At 63.3% G+C, this 17,127-nt stretch carries 15 protein-coding genes; 4 read left to right on the top strand and 11 right to left on the bottom strand.

From position 1 onward, the window contains the following. Nucleotides 1-36 precede the first annotated feature (36 nt). Entirely contained in the window at nucleotides 37-885 is an 849-nt protein-coding gene (locus tag SKZ59_RS18525; RefSeq protein ID WP_081368220.1) for a DUF2071 domain-containing protein, read from the top strand. Here the strand turns inward: SKZ59_RS18525 and SKZ59_RS18520 are convergent. The 3 genes from SKZ59_RS18520 to SKZ59_RS18510 all read right to left on the bottom strand — a co-directional run bounded on the left by SKZ59_RS18520 (nucleotide 857) and on the right by SKZ59_RS18510 (nucleotide 3,755). Then, complete coding sequence (locus SKZ59_RS18520; protein WP_319992583.1) at nucleotides 857-2,500, bottom strand: methyl-accepting chemotaxis protein; 1,644 nt, start codon at nucleotides 2,498-2,500, stop codon at nucleotides 857-859. The two genes, SKZ59_RS18525 and SKZ59_RS18520, sit on opposite strands and share 29 nt — an antisense overlap. A 240-nt stretch (nucleotides 2,501-2,740) precedes the next feature. Further along, nucleotides 2,741-3,328 (bottom strand): hypothetical protein, encoded by a 588-nt coding sequence (locus SKZ59_RS18515; protein WP_319992582.1) that lies wholly within the window; start codon nucleotides 3,326-3,328, stop codon nucleotides 2,741-2,743. A 61-nt stretch (nucleotides 3,329-3,389) separates the two neighbouring features. Next, nucleotides 3,390-3,755: a winged helix-turn-helix transcriptional regulator gene (locus tag SKZ59_RS18510; protein WP_034758434.1), complete on the bottom strand. Its 366-nt coding sequence runs from the start codon at nucleotides 3,753-3,755 to the stop codon at nucleotides 3,390-3,392. A gap of 113 nt (nucleotides 3,756-3,868) precedes the next feature. On the opposite strand from SKZ59_RS18510, the gene SKZ59_RS18505 reads away from it, so the two are divergent. Both SKZ59_RS18505 and SKZ59_RS18500 read left to right on the top strand, forming a co-directional pair. Then, a complete protein-coding gene (locus SKZ59_RS18505) occupies nucleotides 3,869-4,576 on the top strand; it encodes a glutathione S-transferase family protein (RefSeq protein ID WP_319992581.1) in 708 nt (235 codons plus the stop codon). A 118-nt stretch (nucleotides 4,577-4,694) separates the two neighbouring features. Next, nucleotides 4,695-6,779, top strand: a complete 2,085-nt coding sequence (locus tag SKZ59_RS18500) for a prolyl oligopeptidase family serine peptidase (protein ID WP_413774573.1) — start codon at nucleotides 4,695-4,697, stop codon at nucleotides 6,777-6,779. 102 nt (nucleotides 6,780-6,881) lie between these two features. Here SKZ59_RS18500 and SKZ59_RS18495 read toward each other — a convergent pair whose 3' ends face one another. The 8 genes from SKZ59_RS18495 to SKZ59_RS18460 form a co-directional block, all read right to left on the bottom strand. Next, on the bottom strand, nucleotides 6,882-8,933 hold the full coding sequence (locus SKZ59_RS18495; protein ID WP_319992580.1) for an esterase-like activity of phytase family protein: 2,052 nt from the start codon (nucleotides 8,931-8,933) through the stop codon (nucleotides 6,882-6,884). 71 nt (nucleotides 8,934-9,004) lie between these two features. Then, entirely contained in the window at nucleotides 9,005-9,931 is a 927-nt protein-coding gene (locus SKZ59_RS18490; RefSeq protein WP_070306095.1) for a helix-turn-helix domain-containing protein, read from the bottom strand. A gap of 55 nt (nucleotides 9,932-9,986) precedes the next feature. Beyond that, a complete protein-coding gene (locus SKZ59_RS18485; protein WP_319992579.1) occupies nucleotides 9,987-10,904 on the bottom strand; it encodes an AraC family transcriptional regulator in 918 nt (305 codons plus the stop codon). 15 nt (nucleotides 10,905-10,919) lie between these two features. Next, a complete protein-coding gene (locus SKZ59_RS18480) occupies nucleotides 10,920-12,395 on the bottom strand; it encodes a mannitol dehydrogenase family protein (protein ID WP_319992578.1) in 1,476 nt (491 codons plus the stop codon). Between the two features lies 1 nt (nucleotide 12,396). After that, nucleotides 12,397-13,443, bottom strand: a complete 1,047-nt coding sequence (locus SKZ59_RS18475) for an ABC transporter ATP-binding protein (protein ID WP_319992577.1) — start codon at nucleotides 13,441-13,443, stop codon at nucleotides 12,397-12,399. A 22-nt stretch (nucleotides 13,444-13,465) separates the two neighbouring features. Then, the gene (locus tag SKZ59_RS18470; RefSeq protein WP_319992576.1) at nucleotides 13,466-14,284 is read right to left on the bottom strand and encodes a carbohydrate ABC transporter permease; all 819 of its coding nucleotides are present in this window, start codon (nucleotides 14,282-14,284) and stop codon (nucleotides 13,466-13,468) included. Between the two features lie 10 nt (nucleotides 14,285-14,294). Beyond that, entirely contained in the window at nucleotides 14,295-15,155 is an 861-nt protein-coding gene (locus tag SKZ59_RS18465) for a carbohydrate ABC transporter permease (RefSeq protein ID WP_070306090.1), read from the bottom strand. A gap of 102 nt (nucleotides 15,156-15,257) precedes the next feature. Beyond that, entirely contained in the window at nucleotides 15,258-16,562 is a 1,305-nt protein-coding gene (locus SKZ59_RS18460) for an ABC transporter substrate-binding protein (protein ID WP_034758460.1), read from the bottom strand. A 310-nt stretch (nucleotides 16,563-16,872) separates the two neighbouring features. On the opposite strand from SKZ59_RS18460, the gene SKZ59_RS18455 reads away from it, so the two are divergent. After that, a partial coding sequence (locus SKZ59_RS18455; protein WP_319992575.1) for a carbohydrate porin occupies nucleotides 16,873-17,127 on the top strand: 255 nt, incomplete at its 3' end.

Here is a 17,127-nt window from a genome sequence, read left to right as displayed (position 1 = left end):
CCGTCCGCCTGCATCACCGCATCTGAAAGTCCCCAATTGCAAGACAACACTTACCGCCACCCGCGCGCGGGCTGGCCGGGGCGGCTCTTTGCCGCGCTCGCCAATTGCACGCGCTTTGCCAAGGTGCGCCAGGCCGTCATGTCACGCCTGCCCTTCCTGACCTTGCACAGCGACGTGCGCGACGTCGTCTACGTGAGCTGGCTGGTCGATGCCGCTGCCGCGCAGCGACTGCTGCCCGCGGGCGTGACCCTGTGGCAACGCGGCGGCAAGACGCCATTCACGGTGCTGACCTACCGCCACGGGCATTTCGGCCCGGCCCTGCTCGGTCCCTTACGCAAGCTGCTGCCGTCTCCGCTGCAAAGCAACTGGCGCTTGTACCTGGACCACACGCCAGCGGGCGCGCCGGCCGTGCCCTGCGTGTATTTCTTGAAAAATATCATGGACAGCTTGCCCCATGCGCTGGGCACGCGGCTGTTCAGCGACATCCTGCCGACGCACCTGGCCGCCGGCATGACGCATGAGGTGACGGCCACGCAGGCCCGCTGCAGCATTGCCAGCGGCGCCGGCAGCGCCCCACTGCTCGATGTGCAGGCGGACATCATGGCGGAGCATGGCCTCGATGCCGACTGGCAAGCGCCGTTCGGCAACTGGCACGATGCCGTCGCCTTCCTCGCCTGCCAGGATGCGGCCATCGCGCACGTGCCGCGCAACGGCAAGCTGGTCTTCGGTGAAATCGACTTGCCCGTCGATGTGGATCAAGTGCAGGCGCTGACGGCCTTGCGCGCCGACTGCGGCTTGCTGGGGCAGTTGCCGCCCCTGTCCACACCGTTCGCCTTTCTCGTGCCCGAGGTTGCCTTCAAGGCGCTGTCAGAGCGCCTGCTGTAGCGCGGCGGCGCTCGGCTGGGCGTACAGGCGTGGCCGGGCCGCCGCGCCGCCGCTCCAGTTTGAACAGGGCCATCGCCTGCTCCAGCTGCAGGGTCTGGTCTTGCAGCGACGCCGAAGCGGCCGCCGATTCCTCAACCAGCGCCGCGTTCTGCTGCGTCACTTCATCCATCTGCGTGACGGCCATGTTGACCTGGCCGATGCCGTGGCTTTGCTCGCGCGAAGCCGAAGCGATCTCTTCCATGATGCCGTGCACGCCCTGCACGGCGCCCAGCATCTCGGCGCTGCTCGCGCCCGCCTGCTGCGCCAGCTTCGCGCCCGCCTGCACCTGCTCCAGCGATGCCGTGATCAATTGCTTGATTTCCGTGGCGGCGGCCGCGCTGCGATGGGCCAGGCTGCGCACTTCTCCCGCCACGACGGCAAAGCCACGTCCCTGGTCACCCGCGCGCGCCGCTTCCACGGCCGCGTTCAAAGCGAGGATATTCGTCTGGAAGGCGATGCCTTCGATAATGCCCGTAATGTCGCCGATCTTCTTCGATGAAGCGTTAATGTCCGCCATCATGCTCACCATCTGGCCGACGAGTTCGCCACCGCGCCCGGCCAGGCCGTGTACCTTGCCCGCCATGTCGCTCGCTTGTACGGCGTTGCCGCTGTTTTGCTGCACCGTGGCCGCCAGCTGCTCCATGCTCGACGCCGTCTGCTGCAGGGCCGACGCCTGCGCTTCCGTGCGGCCAGACAAGTCCATATTTCCGGCGGCGATTTCCTGGCTGGCCATGCTGATGCGCAGGAAATTGCCGCGCACGTCGCCGACGATGGAGTGCAAATTCACGCGCAGTTGGCGCAAGGAACGCAGCAGTTGCCCCATCTCGTCGCGCCGCGTCGTGTCGAGTTCGCCCGTCAGGTCGCCGCCCGCCATCACGTCGCACGCCTGGCGCGCCTGCTGCAACGGTTGCAGCACGGCGCGGTGCAGGCTGTGCCAGAAATACAGGGTCGCGCCCAAGGCCAGCACGGACAGGCCCGTCAGCCAGCCGCCCGCGCCGGCCGGCAGCACGCCCGCATTCCACGCCAGTTGGAGTAGCAATACCAGGCTCAGCAAACCCAGATTCCAGCCGATGCGCTTGCCCAGCGGCAGGTCGCGCAAGCTCGCCAGCCTGGCCAGCCAGCCCGTGCGCACGGCCGCGCCCTGGCTGATGATGATGCCGTCGGCCTGCCCCGCCTTGATGCGCGCATAGAGGGCGGACGCCTGCGCCACCTGCTGGCGCGTCGGCTTGGTGCGCACGGACATGTAGCCGACGGCCACGCCATCCTCGACCACCGGCGTCACGTTCGCCAGCACCCAGTAGTAATCGCCATTCTTGCAGCGGTTTTTCACCATGCCGCTCCACGAACGGCCCGAGCGGATGGTGATCCAGAAATCGGCGAACGCTTCGACCGGCATGTCGGGATGCCGGAGGATGTTTTGTGGCGCACCGATCAATTCTTCCGCGCTATAACCGCTGACGGCGATGAAATACGGGTTGGCATAGGTGATATTGCCTTGCAAGTCGGTAGTCGAGACGATGGTCTCGCTATCGCTCAAGTTGATTTCGGTATCGCTGACGGGGAGATTGAGTCGCATGGTCGGATCCTTGGCTGTAGCCCTTGCTGGCACGGGGGAACGGTCAAATGCGGCACGGCAGGAAGCCGGCTGCAATCTGCACCGATACATTAATTTTAATATTGAATTATTAATTTAAATCGGCAATTTTCACGGAGGAGATTGCCTTGTGGATCTGCAAATATTGCAGACGGCGGCGTGGCCGCGGGGGGATGGCGGGAATGATGCCGGAACAGCCTGGCTGTCCCGGTGGAAAGACGTCTAACGGGGAACGTAGCGCCAGTTGCCGCTCTCGAGCATGAAGGTCAGTTCCGTCTTGATGGCTTCCGGACGGCTCGGCACGCTCAATTCCGTATCGCACACGAGGTAGCCCGTCTTGCGCTTGACGTCGCATTCGTTGACGGCCTTGACCTGCATGGTGCTTTGCGCTTCCTGCATCTGCACGTCCTTGGCCGCTTCCGGATTGCGCGCCACTTCTTCCTTGGCCCACGCGCGTATCATCGCTTGCGCCTCGGCCGGCGACGGTCCCGCGAACTTGGCGTTCTTGCGCTCGACGCCGACCCAGGTACCGCCCTCTTTACGCAGCGGCAGTACATTAAAGGCATCGCGCATGCCGGCGCTCATCCCCACCAGGCACACCACTTCGCCCGGCACTTCCTGCGAGTCCTGGCAACCGGCCAGGCTGGTGACCTTGATGAAGAACGGCATGCTCGACTGCGTCTTCGCTTGTGTCTTGGCTACGCCCGCCTGCACGGCGGCGTGGATTTGGTCGAGTGTCGGCATGGTGGCGGCATGGGCCGGCAGGGCGGCGAACAGGGCGGCGGTCAGGGCGATGGAAGTCAGGCGCATGAGTATCAAAAGTAGTGATCAAAGGCCGGCAGTCTAGCACTTTGCATAAAAACAGCTGTTTCTATAGGGAATTATCCACGGCATCGGGCGCGAGAAAGGCCCCGCCCGCGTCCGCCTGTCCGCGCAGGCGCAAGCCGATGGCCCGCAGCATCTCGACCAGTTCGCGCAGACGCAAGCCCTCATCCGTCAGCCGGTATTCCACCTTGACGGGCACTTCCGCGTAGATCGTGCGCGTCAGCAAGCCCGCTTCTTCCAGCGCGCGCAAGTCCAGGGTCAGCATGCGCTGCGAGATATTCGGCACGGCGCGGCGGATTTCGCTGAAGCGCTTCGGCCCCGCCATCAGATAGCTAAGCAGCACCACTCGCCAACGCCCGCCCAGCAAGCGCATGGCCTCTTCCACGGCGCAGCCGGAGACATTGTCTTTCATGGTTCGCTTCCCACCAGGTATAAAAAATGTACCTATACCACATTATTCTGCCTTCTTCCAAATAGTAACCATCGCGATTAGACTGCCCTTCCCTCACCTCATCGGAGTTTGACTTGGAAACCACCCTGATCTACAGCGTGCCGTTCGGCTGCTCGTTTGCCGCCATCGCCGCCCTCGAATGGAGCGGCCTGCCGTATCGTCTGGCCCGCGTGGAAGCGCGCGACCCGGCCAGCAAGCAGCATCCGGCCTTTCTCGCCATCAATCCCCTGAGCCAGACGCCAGCCCTGCTCACGCACACGGGTGCGCCGCTGCTGGAAAGCATGGCGATCCTGCTGCACCTGGCCGCCCGCGCGCCAAGCAGCGGCCTGGGTTTCGCGCAAGGCACGCCAGACTACGACCGCCTGAACAGCGTGCTGTCCTTTTTGCACACGACGTTTCACGCGGCCTTCATGCCCGCCTTCCAGGCCGCGCGCGCGGCACCGGACGATGCGCGCGCGGCCGTCTGGCGCGAGATGGCCGTCGAGAAGGTGAACAAAAGCCTGGCCCACCTGGAGCGCCTGCTCGAGGGCCGCACTTGGCTGGCATCGGACACGGCGCCCACCATCGCCGACGCCTACCTGGCCGCCACGGCGCGCTGGGCCGAACCGCTGCAGCTGGCCAGCCTGGCCGATTATCCGAACACGGCGCGCGTGCTGGCCGCGCTGGAACAAGACTCCGGCATCCGCTTTGCCCACGCCATCGAAGACGGCGTGCCGGCCGCCAGCCGCGGCGGGTTCCTGGGGCACGTGGCGCTCGACCAACTGGCACTGCAGGCCGGCTAACCGGTGGTCAACTCCCGCAGCAGGCGCGTCTTTATTGCTATGATGTCGGGCTGCCGGCGGTACAGCCGGCCACGTCAATACCATATCGATAACGTCGCAATATAAAACGGGAGTTTGAATGAGTTTACGTCTGCTGCTCTTGGGAGCATTCAGTGCCGCCATGGCCACCACTGCCGCCGTGCCGGCATTGGCCGCGCCGCGCGGTTTCACCGTGGAAGACATGGTGGCCATGGAACGCGTGGGCAGTCCCGTGCTGTCGCCGGACGCCACGCGCGTCGTCTACACGGTGCGCACCACCAACCTGGACAAGAACCGCGGCAATACGCAGCTGTGGATGATCGACCTGCGCGCGCCGAACGCGGCACCACGCCAGCTCACGCGCGGCGACGCCAGCGCCAGCGACCCGCAATGGTCGCCGAACGGCGACGCCATCTACTTCCTGTCTGGCCGCTCCGGCTCCTCGCAAGTGTGGCAACTGCCCCTGAACGGCGGCGAAGCGGCCAAGGTCACCGACCTGGCGCTGGACGTCGACACCTACCGTTTGTCGCCGCAGGGCGACCGCCTGGCCTTCAGCATGGGCGTCTTCCTCGATTGCGCGGACCTCGCCTGCACGAAGAAGCGCCTCGATGACAAAGCCAAGAACAAGGCGAGCGGCATGGTCTACGACCAGATGTTCGTGCGCCACTGGGATACCTGGGCCGATGGCCGCCGCAACGCGCTGTACTCGGCGCCGATCGATTCGACCGGCAAGGTCAGCGCCGCGCCCGTCAGCCTGAGCGGCACCCTCGATGGCGACGCGCCATCGAAACCGTTCGGCGACAACGGCGAATACCATTTCAGCCCCGACGGCAAGACCGTGGCCTTCTCCGTGCGCGTGGCCGGCCGCACGGAATCGTGGTCGACCAACTTCGACGTCTACACGATTCCCGCCGCCGGCGGCCAGGCACCGCGCAACCTCACGGCCGACAATCCGGCCTGGGATGCGAAAGCCACCTGGTCACCCGATGGCCGCACCCTCGCCTATGTCGCCATGACCAAGCCGGGCTTCGAAGCGGACCGTTTTCATCTGGTGCTGATGGATGTCGCCACCGGCAAGAAGCGTACCGTGGCCGACGACTGGGACCGTTCCGTGGCCGACTTCCGCTGGACGCCGGACAGCAAGGCCTTCCTCGTCTCCGCCGATGACGTGGGCCAGCACCGTCTGTTCCACATCGACGCGGCCAGCGGCAAGGTCGCAGCGCTGACGGGCAAGGGCGCCGTGGGCGACTTCGACGTACGCGGCAACACCATCGTGCTGGCGCAGGCCAACCTGGCCTCGGGCGCGCAGCTGTACACGCGCAAGCTTGACGCGAAGTCGGAAAACGCGCCGATGGTGCAGTTGACGAAACAGAACGCGGCAGCCCTGGCCGACGTGCGCTTCGGCGAATATGAACAGTTTTCGTTCGCCGGCGCGAATGGCGAGACCGTCTACGGCCACGTCATGAAGCCGTGGAATGCCAAGGCCGGTGAAAAATATCCAATCGCCTTTTTGGTCCACGGCGGCCCGCAAGGCAGCTTCGGCAACAGTTGGAGCTACCGCTGGAATCCGCAAGTGTATGCAGGCGCCGGCTACGCCACCGTCTTCATCGACTTCCACGGTTCGACCGGCTATGGCCAGAAATTCACGGACTCCATCAGCGGCGACTGGGGCGGCAAGCCGCTGGTCGACTTGCAGAAGGGCCTGGAAGCGGCCACCAAGAAGTTCCCGTGGCTGGACCGCGAGCGCAGCTGCGCGCTGGGCGCCTCGTACGGCGGCTACATGATGAACTGGATCGCCGGTAACTGGCCAGACGGCTTCAAGTGCCTGGTCAACCACGATGGCGTGTTCGACAACCGCGGCATGGCTTACGCGACGGAAGAACTGTGGTTCACGGAATGGGAAAACGGCGGCCCGTACTACGACGCACCGGCCAAGCACGAGCAGTTCAATCCCGTGAACTTCGTGAAAAACTGGAAGACGCCGATGCTGGTGGTCCAGGGCGACCTTGATTTCCGCATCCCGACCGCGCAAGGCCTGGGCACCTTCACGGCGCTGCAGCGCCAGGGCATCCCGAGCAAGCTGCTGGTCTTCCCGGACGAAAATCACTGGGTACTGAAGCCGGCCAATTCGCTGCTGTGGCATCACACCGTTTTGGATTGGTTGAATACCTACACGAAAAAATAACCAATAAAGCAAAATCAGGGGTCAGACCCGGCGGGTCTGACCCCAGCTCTACGCTAGCCGCACAGCTCACGCCTGCGGCTTTTTTACGTCCGTCAAACTACATCAATACGTACTGAGCGCCTTGGCAAACTTCACGATCCACAAGCGGCTTGGACGCTCGCGGTCGTCGCCGCGGGCCACGCGGATGGTGTTGGCGGCGTTGCAGCCGGCCGCGCTGCTGGTGACGATGGTGCCGTTCGCATCGACCGTGCACTTGGTCACGTCGGCGCCATCGACTTCCACGCCATTCGCGTCAAAGACCTTGGTTTTCAGGCCGAAGTCATTGTCGTTGGCCAGCGCGATGGTGGAGTCGTCGATCAGGGTCAGGCCTTCGGCCTTTTCCGCCGCCCAGCCGATAGCGTTCAAGTCCAGCAGCATGGTTTTCTTCAGCGGCGTGACGGCGGCCCAATCGGCGCCATTGACGGCCGCGCCGCCCATGCTGCTTTTTTCCAGGTCCGACGTCGCCGCGTTGAAGGCGGCGGCCGCGATGTCCGTGGCACCCTTCAGTTCGACCAGCATCAGTTTATTGAACACCTTGCCCGACGGCGCGGCGCCCTGCTCGATGACGAGGAATTTGCCGCCACCCAGCGCCACCATGTCGCCCAGCTTGGCGTTGCCCGTGCGGCCATCCTGGTAGTCGGCCGCATTGAGCGGATACGCATACATCTTGCCGCTGGTGCCCGTCACCGGGTCGAATTCGATCCAGCGCGTGAAGCGGGCGAAGCGCTCGACCTGTTCATTCTTCTTCGTCACCGAATACGGCGCAGTACCGTCGGACAGGGGGCTTTGCAGGAACGCATACAGCTTGTCGTTGCTCGTATCAAGCGTCATGCCTTCCATGCCGCGGTTGGCGCGGCGCTTGGCGAACAGCGCCGGCAAGCCCTTGCCCGGCTCGTACTTGGCCTGGATGATGCCCGTGGCCGCGTCGATCTTGACGATGAACGGACCGTATTCGTCTGACACCCACAGCGCGTTGCGCTTGGTATCGACGACGATGGACTCCGAATCGAGACCGCCGGCATTGAAGACAGCCTTGCCTGCCGCGTCGAACTTCATCGCATCCATGACGGGAATCTCGGCCGAATTGCCGACGGCGCCCACGGGCACGGGCAAGCCCGAGCTGTTGACGGTGGCCGATACCTTGATCGGTGTGCTCGACGACAGCACGGCACCGTTCTTGCCCACTGTGAGCACGCCGAACGAAGGGGTGAAGCTCGGTGACGGGAAGATCTTGCTGCCGATCGTACCCTTGCCCGATGGATCGGGCACCAGTGGGCCGTCGCCGTTCGGACCGCGGTCCGTCAAGCCATAGAATTCCAGGTCGCCCGCCGCATTCTTGCCCTTGTAGGCCAGACCCGAACCATACGATGGCAAAAAGCCGTTCGGGAATTCGCCCTTGATCTTGGCGTTCGCGCCTTCGTACGGCACGTAGAACTTGCTGTCCGCCTGGATCTGGTAGCGCGTCACGGTGACTTTCACTTCGCCGACCGGGTTGGCTTGCGTCAGCGCCTCGTTGACGGGCGCGCCCGCTTTCGAGGCCAGGGTGTCTTCGAAATGCTCGCGCACGAGGGCGCGGCGTTCCGCATCGACCGTGCGGCCGGCGAACTTCGCGCCCACGGCAGTCAAATGCGCGGACAGGGCCGCGTTGAAGACGGCCGGGACGGCGGCAAAGTCCAAGGTCTTGCCGGCCAGCGCGGCCTTCACTTCCGCCGTCAGCTTGATGCCGTTCGACGGATCGCTGTCCTCGTCCAGCAATTGCAGCGCCAGCAGGCGGTTGACGACCTTGTCGTCCGCCACGTTGGTGCTGGCGGCCAGCGCCAGCGGCGTGACGACGGGGCCGCATGGAGCCGAACCCAGGGCCAGGCCGCCCACGCTGAAGGCTACCGTATCGCCCGGGTTGCAAATGAACTCGCCCTTGGCATTGGTGCTGGCCTTGGCCGCGCTGCCGGCCACGTAATCAAGCCCTTCCACCGCGCCGTCGAGGAACACTCCCGTCTGCGCCACGGGCTTGGCCGGCTCATTGTGGCTGTCGCTGCCGCCACAGGCGGCCAGGGCCAGGCCGGCGGCGATCGCCAGCAGGGTCAGTTTCGGGGTGGACGTTACGGCAGTCTTCATGCATTCCTCGGCTAGGGTGGGATTGAAGCCGTGGAGGATAACTGCTCAAAGTGACAAGCCCATGACAGGTATCACGGCGGTGGCGTATCCGCAACAGGCCCGCCGATACCGCCAAAGCGCCCATCGGCCTGGCGCCGGAATTCCTTCGGCGTGACGCCCTTCACCTGTAAAAAGCGCCGGTTGAAATTGGCCACGTTCTGGAAACCCACGTCGTAGCAGACGTTGGACACGTATTGATCCGTATCCATCAGCAGCTGGCAAGCCTTGTTGATGCGCAGGCGGTTCATGAAATCCGTAAAGCTGTTGCCCGTCGCCTTGCGGAAAAAGCGCGAGAATTTACTCAGCGACATGCCCACCTGCTCGGCCAGCATTTCCGCCGAAATCGGCTCGCGGTAATTGTCCGTGATGTAGTTGAGGACGGAATTGACCTTGGCCAGGGTGGCGTCATCGTCGTAGGAACGCAGGGAGGCGCTCGACAGCAAGCGGTAGTTGGCCGTGCGCGCCAGCTTGCTCATTAATTGCACGAATTCGGCGAAGCGCTCGGCGCCGTGCGTGGCGCGGATGCGCGCCAGGTGCCGCTCGGCCTCGTGGCCCATGTCGAAAAACTCCACGCCATAGCTGGAGCGTTCGAGCAGCGGCAGCAGCTCGCGCAATTCCGGGATCACGCGCGCGGCAGCGGCCAGCGGCGCGTGGGCGAATTGCACGATCATGTCGCGCAGGGCCACGCCGCCTTCCGGCATCACGTTGGATATCCAGTTGTGCGGCAGGCGCGGCCCCGTCAGCACCAGGTGGCCCGGTGAAAACTCGCCGATATAATCGCCCACGAACAAGCGTCCGCTGGTGGCGACGATCAGGTGCAGCTCATACTCTTCATGGCAGTGCCAGCGCACGCGCGAGCTGGGATAGCCATGTTCCAGGTAATTGATGATGCCGTCGTAGCTTTCGCGTTCCAGTTCGGGCGCCTTGCGCTCGCTGTCCTTCTGCCATCGGTATTCCATGATTGTCTCTCCCAGGCTGTCCCCGCCTGTGCCATCCAATGTACCTCAAAAAGCGTCACTCGCCAAAGCGGCCCAGCGCCTGCTGGCGAAATTCCTTCGGCGTCATGCCCTTCAATTCCAGGAAGCGGCGGTTGAAATTGGCCACGTTATTGAACCCCGCCTCGTAGCAGATGTTGCTGACGTAGCGCTCCGTCTCCATCAGCAGCTGGCACGCCTTGTTGATGCGCAGGCGGTTGACGAAGTCCGTGAAGCTGTTGCCCGTGGCGTGGCGAAAGAAGCGCGAAAACGTCCGCTCGGGCATGTCCACCTGCTCGGCCAGCTGCTTCAGCGAGAACTGGCTGCTGTAATTGTGCACGATGAAGTTGATGGCGGAACTGATGCGCGCCAGCGCCAAGTCGTCGTCGCTCGACTGCATGGGCACCGTCGACAGCAGCTGGTAGTCGCTGGTCTGCGCCAGCTCGCCCAGCAAGGTCAAAAATTCGATGAAGCGCGGCAGGCCGCTGCTGTCGCGGATGCGCCGGAAGCGCCGCAGCGACAGCTCGCTGACCCCAAAGAATTCCACGCCGTGCAAGGCGCGCTGCAGCAGCGGGAAAACATCCTTCAATTCAGGAATGGCGGCGGCCATCGACGCCAGCGGCGCATGCGAAAACTGGACCACCATGTCGCGCAAGGCCACGCCTTCGGGCGGCGTGTCGAGCGAGACCCAGTTGTGCGGCACGCGCGGCCCCGTCAGCACCAGGTGGCCAGGCGTGAACTGGCCGATATAGTCGCCGACAAAGACCTTGCCGCTGCTCTCGACGATCAGGTGCAGTTCGTACTCGTCATGGTAATGCCAGCGCACCAGCGCATTCGGAAAGCCGTGCTCGAGGTAGCGGATGAAGCCGAAACTGCCTTTCGGCTCGAAGCCGGGCGTGGCGTCGCGCTGCTGTTCCAGCTCCATCTGCGGCAGTGTGGCATCGGCCTTGCGTGGCATGGCGCGCCCTCCCCGTCAGGCGACGATCTGTTCCAGCGCCCCGCGCGCACCCAGTCCATACAGGCTGGCCAGCGCTTGCGCCACCGCCTGCGCAAACGCCGGCGTGTCGCTCAAGTCGCCGAACAGCTCGCGCAGGGACAGCAGCGCCGCGGCGTCCGCGCCGCCCTGCAGCGCCAGCGCGCGCAGGCGCACCGCATACGGGTCGTTCAAGGGCATCTCGCGCCCCTGCTCGTCATGGCCTTCCAGGTAGCGGAACCAGCATGCCACGGTAAACGCCAGCAGCTTGATGGCGCCGCCCTGCGCCAGCGCTTCGCGCACGGACGGCAGCACGAATTTCGGAATGCGCGCGGAACCTTCCGTGCCGATGCGCGCCAGCTGGTCGCGCACGGCCGGATTCGAAAAGCGCTCGATCAGCGTATCTTTATAGCGGGCCAGGTCGATGCCTTCCACTTCGTCCAGCAGCGGCGTGACCTCGTCATCCATCATGCGCCGCACGAGCGCGCGGATGCCAGGATCACCCATCGCTTCGTGCGCAAACGTGTAACCGAGCTGCATGCCGATGTAGCACAGTGCCTGGTGGCTGGCATTCAGGAGGCGCAGCTTCATCTTTTCATATGGCAGCACGTCGTGCGTCATCTGCGCACCCACCTTTTCCCAGGCCGGCCGGCCCTGCGGGAACTCGTCTTCGATGACCCACTGGCGGAACGGCTCGCACACGACGGGCCAGGCATCGATGATGCCGAAGCTGTCGCGCACGAGCGCCCGGTGTTCATCGGTGGTGGCAGGCGTGATGCGGTCGACCATGCTGTTGGGGAAGCTGCCATCACTGGCCAGCCAGCGCGCCAGCTCGAGGTCGCGCAGGGCGACAAAGGCCAGCAGCATCTTGCGCGTGACGTCGCCATTGTTTTGCAGGTTATCGCAGGACATGATGGTAAACGGCGCCAGGCCCCGCTCGCGGCGCAGGGCCAGCGCGGCGGCCAGGTAGCCGAACGAGCAGCGCGGCGATTCCGGATGCGCCAGTTCATGCACGATGTCGGGGTGTTGCGCATCGAATTCGCCCGTGCCCTGGTTCACATAGTAGCCGCCCTCGGTGATGGTCAGCGCGACGATGCGCGTGCCGGGGTCGGCCAGCTTTTCCAGCACGGCTTGCGGGTCGTCGGGCGCATACAGGTATTCGCCGATGCAGCCGATGATGCGCGCGCGATCGCCGGCCGCGCTGCGCTCGACCACCGTGTACAAGCCATCCTGCGCCCGCATGGCGTCGCGCATGGCCGCATCAATCGCCAGCAAGCCCACGCCGCAATAGCCCCATTCCACGTTGCCGGGCAAGGCCAGCAAGTCATCGAGGTAGACGGCCTGGTGGGCGCGGAAAAAGCCGCCCACGCCGATATGCACGATGCTGGGCACGAGCGTCTCGCGCACGTATGCGGGCACGGCCACGTCCGCCGGCAGTTGCGCCAGCTTGGCCTGTTTCAGTTCAATGGCGCTCATTTCAAACTCCCTTGGCGGCGGCATAGGTCTTGCCGGCGCGGTCAAAATAATGGACGAAGCCCGGCTCGAACGTCAGATGCGTCTGCTGGCCCGGCTGCAGGCTGCTACGCTCGGCGCCGCGCGAGACCACCTGCACATTGTTCGGCAAGCGCACATAGGTCAGGGTTTCCACACCCAGGGACTCCACCAGGTCGACGGTGACGGGCACGCTGCCCGGCTGCGCCGCGCCCAGGTGCACGTGCTCGGGGCGGATGCCGACAAAGCCATCGGCCTGCGCCGCGCTGCCCGCCTGCGCCAGCAACTGCGGCGCCGCATCGGCCGGCACCACGTTCATGCTGGGCGTGCCGATGAATTGCGCGACAAAGCGGTTGGCGGGACGGTCATACAGTTCCAATGGCGAGCCATGCTGTTCGATCTGCCCGTCGCGCAGCACCACGACCCTGTCGGCCAGGGTCATCGCTTCGACCTGGTCGTGGGTCACATAAATCGTGGTGGCGCCCAGTTCGCGGTGCAGCTTGGCGATCTCGATGCGCGTCTGCACGCGCAGTGCCGCATCGAGATTCGACAGCGGTTCATCGAACAGGAACACTTTCGGATCGCGCACGATGGCGCGGCCGATGGCCACACGTTGGCGCTGGCCGCCGGACAGTTCCTTCGGCGTACGCTCCAGGTATTTCCCCAGATCGAGGATGGTGGCCGCCTTGTCGACTTTCTCGCGGATGATGGCCGGATCGACGCCGGCCAGTTTCAGCGCGAACGACATATTCTGGAACACCGTCATGTGCGGATACAGCGCATACGATTGAAAGACCATCGCCAGGTCGCGCTTCGACGATGGCAGGGCCGTGATGTCGCGCCCGTCGAGCGACAGCTTGCCGCCATCGATCGGTTCCAGGCCCGCGATCAGGCGCAGCAGGGTGGACTTGCCGCAGCCGGACGGCCCGACAAAGACGACGAACTCGCCCTGTTGGATTTCCAGGTCGATGCCCTTGATGGCGCGGTGCTCGCCAAAGAATTTTTCGATATTGCTCAGTTGAAGGTAAGCCATGATTGTGTCTCTATTCTGTAGTTTATTTGACTGCGCCGAAGGTCATCCCCTGGACCAGTTGTTTTTGGCAGAACCAGCCCAGCGCCATGATGGGCGCAATCGCCATCAGTGACGCGGCCGACAATTTGGCCCAGAACAGGCCTTCCGGGCTCGAATACGAGGCGATGAGCCAGGCCAGGGTGCCCGCGTTGGACGCGCCCAGGTTCAGCGACCAGAACGATTCATTCCACGACCACACCATGCAGACCAGCGCCGTGGAAGCGATGCCGCCCACGGACAAAGGCAGCACGACGTGGCGGAATTCATCCCACACGGTGGCGCCATCCATGCGCGATGCTTCGAGGATTTCGCGAGGCAGCTCCTTCATGCTCGTGTACAGCAGCCAGATCATGATGGGCAAATTCATCAGCATGAACATGATGGTCAGGCCGATGCGCGTATCGAGCAGGCCGAAGTACTGGTAGCAGATATAGATCGGCATCAGGGCGCCTACGCCGGGCATGTAGCGCGAACTGAGCATGAATTTCAGCAAGCCGATGGTGCCGCCCGTGGGAAAGAACGCCATCGAATACGCGGCCGGGGTGGCGATCAAGAGGCCGATGGCCGTCGACAGCACGCTGGTAAACAGCGAGTTCCACGCGTAGCCGAAGTAATTGTCGCGCGCCAGCACTTCGCGGAAGCTGTCAAACGTGGGCGTGAAGAACAGCAGCGGCGGCGTGGAAATGGCTTGCCCTTCCGTCTTGAAGGCCATCAGGCCCAGCCAGAAGATGGGAAAGAACAGCAGCAGCGCGAACAGCCAGGCGGCGGCTGTGCGGCCGTATAGATTGAGTTTGCTATGCATCAAGGTCTCCTTATTTCGACAGATTCTTGCCGATGACGCGCATCAGGAAGAAGGCGGCGATGTTGGCGATGAGCACGGCGAACAGGGCGCCGGCCGAGGCCGCTCCCACGTCATACGACAGCAGTGCCTGCTGATAGATCATGAAGGTGATGGTGGTCGTGTCGAAGCCGGGACCGCCGCCCGTCGTGGTAAAGATTTCCGCAAAGATCGACAGCAGGAAAATCATTTCGATCATCAGCACCACCGAGACGGCGCGGCCCAGGTGGGGGATGTAGAGGTAGCGCAACTGCTGTAGATAGGTGGCGCCATCCATGCGCGCCGCTTCCAGCTGCTCGCGGTCCATCGATTGCAGGGCCGTCATGAAGATCAGGCAGGCAAACGGTAGCCATTGCCACGAGACCATCATGATGATGGAAAACAGCGGGTGGGCCGACAGCCAGTCGACGGGCGTGGCGCCAAAGAACAGACTGATTTGCGCGAACAGACCGTAGATCGGATTGAGCAGCATGTTCTTCCACATCAGGGCATTGACGGCCGGCATGATGAGGAAAGGCGAAATCAACAGCACGCGCACGATGGCGCGCCCGGGGAACGCTTCATTGATCAGCAGCCCCAGCGCCGTGCCCAGCACCACCGTGACCAGCATCACGGAAAACAGCAAGGTAAACGTGTTCTGCAAGGCCGGCAGGAACGAGGCATCGGTAAAGAAAAAGTGGAAATTGGCGAGGCCATGGAAAGGATGGCCGCTCGGATCGAGCATGGAATAGCGCACGAACGCGTAATACAAGGTGATCAGCAGCGGGATCACGGAAATGACGGAGACGGCGACCACGGCCGGCGTCAGCAAAGTCCGGGGGATAATGCGTTTCATAGTGTTCTCTTGGGGCAAGGGGAAATCTGGGGTCAGACCCGGCGGGTCTGACCCCTGCTTTACGCCGTTGGGGTAAGCAAACTACTCGACAAGGACGCTGCGTTATTTGTAGTAGCCGCCCTTGCGCATTTCTCTTTCAGCCGTCTGCTGCGACAACTCCAGCGCCTGGTCCACCGTCACCTTGCCCAGCAATGCCGCCGCCATCTGCTGGCCGGCTGCCACGCCGATTACCTGGAATTCGGGAATCGATGCGAATTGCACGCCTACATATGGCGATGGCGGCAAAGTGCTTTGCACGGCGCGCGTGGTGGCCAGGGCCTTGCCTTCGGCGGCGGCAAATTTCGCCACTTTCTGGAACTCGGGGCTCGCATAGGTCGACTTGCGCGTGCCCGTCGGCACGTTGGCCCAGCTCGTTTCCTTGGCCACCAGTTTCACGTAGTCGGGCGACGTGGCCCAGTTGATGAAGCGCTGCGCTTCACTTGGGTGCTTGGAGCTCGAAGGAATGGCCAGCGACCAGATCCACAGCCAGTTGGCGCCCCGCTCCGTCACGCCCACGGGCGACTGGGCGAACGCCACCTTGTCGGCCACCTTGCTTTGCTTGGGGTCCGTGATGAAGGAGGCGGCAATCGTCGCGTCGATCCAGATGCCGCACTTGCCCTGGTTGAACAGGGCCAGGTTTTCATTGAAGCTGTTGGCGGCCGCACCCGGCGGGCCGTATTTCTTCATCAGGTCGACATACATGGTGACCGCGTCCTTCCACGGCTTGCTGGTAAATTGCGGCTTCCATTTCATGTCGAACAGCTGGCCGCCGTAGGAATTGGCCATGGTGGTGATCAGCGCCATGTTATCGCCCCAGCCCGGCTTGCCGCGCAGGCAGATGCCGTACACGCCGTTGGCCGGATCGTGCAGCTTGGCCGCCACGTCGCGCAGCTGGTTCCAGGACGGGCGGTCCTCGATCGTCACGCCCGCTTTTTTCACCAGGTCGCTGCGGTACATGATCATCGAACTTTCGCCATAGAACGGCGACGCATACAGCTTGCCATCGCCGGACAGGCCTTCGCGGATGGCGGGCAGCAAGTCGTCGATATCGTATTTGGCGTCCGGCTTGATGGGAATCAGCCAGTTTTTCTTGCCCCAGATGGGCGTTTCATACAGGCCGATGGTCATCACGTCGAACTGGCCGCCCTTGGTGGCGATATCGGTGGTCATGCGCTGGCGCAAGACGCCCTCTTCCAGGGTCACCCATTTGAGCTTGATGTCGGGATTGGCTTGCTCGAAGAACTTGCCGAGCTTTTGCATTTCGATCATGTGGCCGTTGTTGACGGTCGCGATGACCAGGTCGGTGGCGGCAAAAGCGGACGAGCTGAGGCAGCCGGCGATCAGCGCGGCAATGGCGGAACGTTTCATTGTGTGTCTCCAGTGTTTTTTGTCGTTGGCAATGCCCGATTACTTGGCACCACGACCACAATGTAGCACCGGCCTTTGATACTTTCTGATACTCCAAAACCGCAATTCGATACTCTTTTGCAAGCCCGCCATGCGCAAGAGTATCGATATGTGACAAAAACAACACTCTGAAAGAAAGTATCAGTACTTGCACGTTTTGTATCAGGGTGGTCAAAAAAGCGCTGCTAGACTTGGTTTTCGGCATTAGACCGTGTGCGGTGGCCGCCTTCCGGGGCATCACCGCTACCACCAACATTCTTCTGGAGACCGCATGAATCGCACTGCATTGAAAACTTTACCTGCCCTGCTGCTGGCCATCGCCAGCGCTTCCGCCATGGCCGACCCGATGTACCCATCCGATGCCGAAGGCTTCCACGGCTACCTGCGCGCTGGCGCCGGCAGCAATACTTCGGGTGACGGCGGTTCGCAAGGCTGCTTCGGCCTCGGTGGCAACACCATGAAATATCGTCTGGGCAATGAGTGCGACGCCTACACCGAGTTCGGCTACACCAAGTCCGTTGCCCAG

It is taken from the genome of Janthinobacterium sp. GMG2 (genome assembly GCF_033949445.1).
GTDB classification, from domain to species: domain Bacteria; phylum Pseudomonadota; class Gammaproteobacteria; order Burkholderiales; family Burkholderiaceae_D; genus Janthinobacterium; species Janthinobacterium aestuarii.
This window is presented reverse-complemented; position numbering and strand designations above follow the sequence as displayed.

Excerpts from the sequence above, each read along its gene's own strand:
- SKZ59_RS18520 (WP_319992583.1), bottom strand. The coding sequence starts at position 2,500 with ATGCGACTCAATCTCCCCGTCAGCGATACCGAAATCAACTTGAGCGAT.
- SKZ59_RS18515 (WP_319992582.1), bottom strand. The coding sequence starts at position 3,328 with ATGCGCCTGACTTCCATCGCCCTGACCGCCGCCCTGTTCGCCGCCCTG.
- SKZ59_RS18510 (WP_034758434.1), bottom strand. The coding sequence starts at position 3,755 with ATGAAAGACAATGTCTCCGGCTGCGCCGTGGAAGAGGCCATGCGCTTG.
- SKZ59_RS18500 (WP_413774573.1), top strand. The coding sequence starts at position 4,695 with ATGAGTTTACGTCTGCTGCTCTTGGGAGCATTCAGTGCCGCCATGGCC.
- SKZ59_RS18495 (WP_319992580.1), bottom strand. The coding sequence starts at position 8,933 with ATGAAGACTGCCGTAACGTCCACCCCGAAACTGACCCTGCTGGCGATC.
- SKZ59_RS18490 (WP_070306095.1), bottom strand. The coding sequence starts at position 9,931 with ATGGAATACCGATGGCAGAAGGACAGCGAGCGCAAGGCGCCCGAACTG.
- SKZ59_RS18485 (WP_319992579.1), bottom strand. The coding sequence starts at position 10,904 with ATGCCACGCAAGGCCGATGCCACACTGCCGCAGATGGAGCTGGAACAG.
- SKZ59_RS18480 (WP_319992578.1), bottom strand. The coding sequence starts at position 12,395 with ATGAGCGCCATTGAACTGAAACAGGCCAAGCTGGCGCAACTGCCGGCG.
- SKZ59_RS18475 (WP_319992577.1), bottom strand. The coding sequence starts at position 13,443 with ATGGCTTACCTTCAACTGAGCAATATCGAAAAATTCTTTGGCGAGCAC.
- SKZ59_RS18470 (WP_319992576.1), bottom strand. The coding sequence starts at position 14,284 with ATGCATAGCAAACTCAATCTATACGGCCGCACAGCCGCCGCCTGGCTG.
- SKZ59_RS18465 (WP_070306090.1), bottom strand. The coding sequence starts at position 15,155 with ATGAAACGCATTATCCCCCGGACTTTGCTGACGCCGGCCGTGGTCGCC.
- SKZ59_RS18460 (WP_034758460.1), bottom strand. The coding sequence starts at position 16,562 with ATGAAACGTTCCGCCATTGCCGCGCTGATCGCCGGCTGCCTCAGCTCG.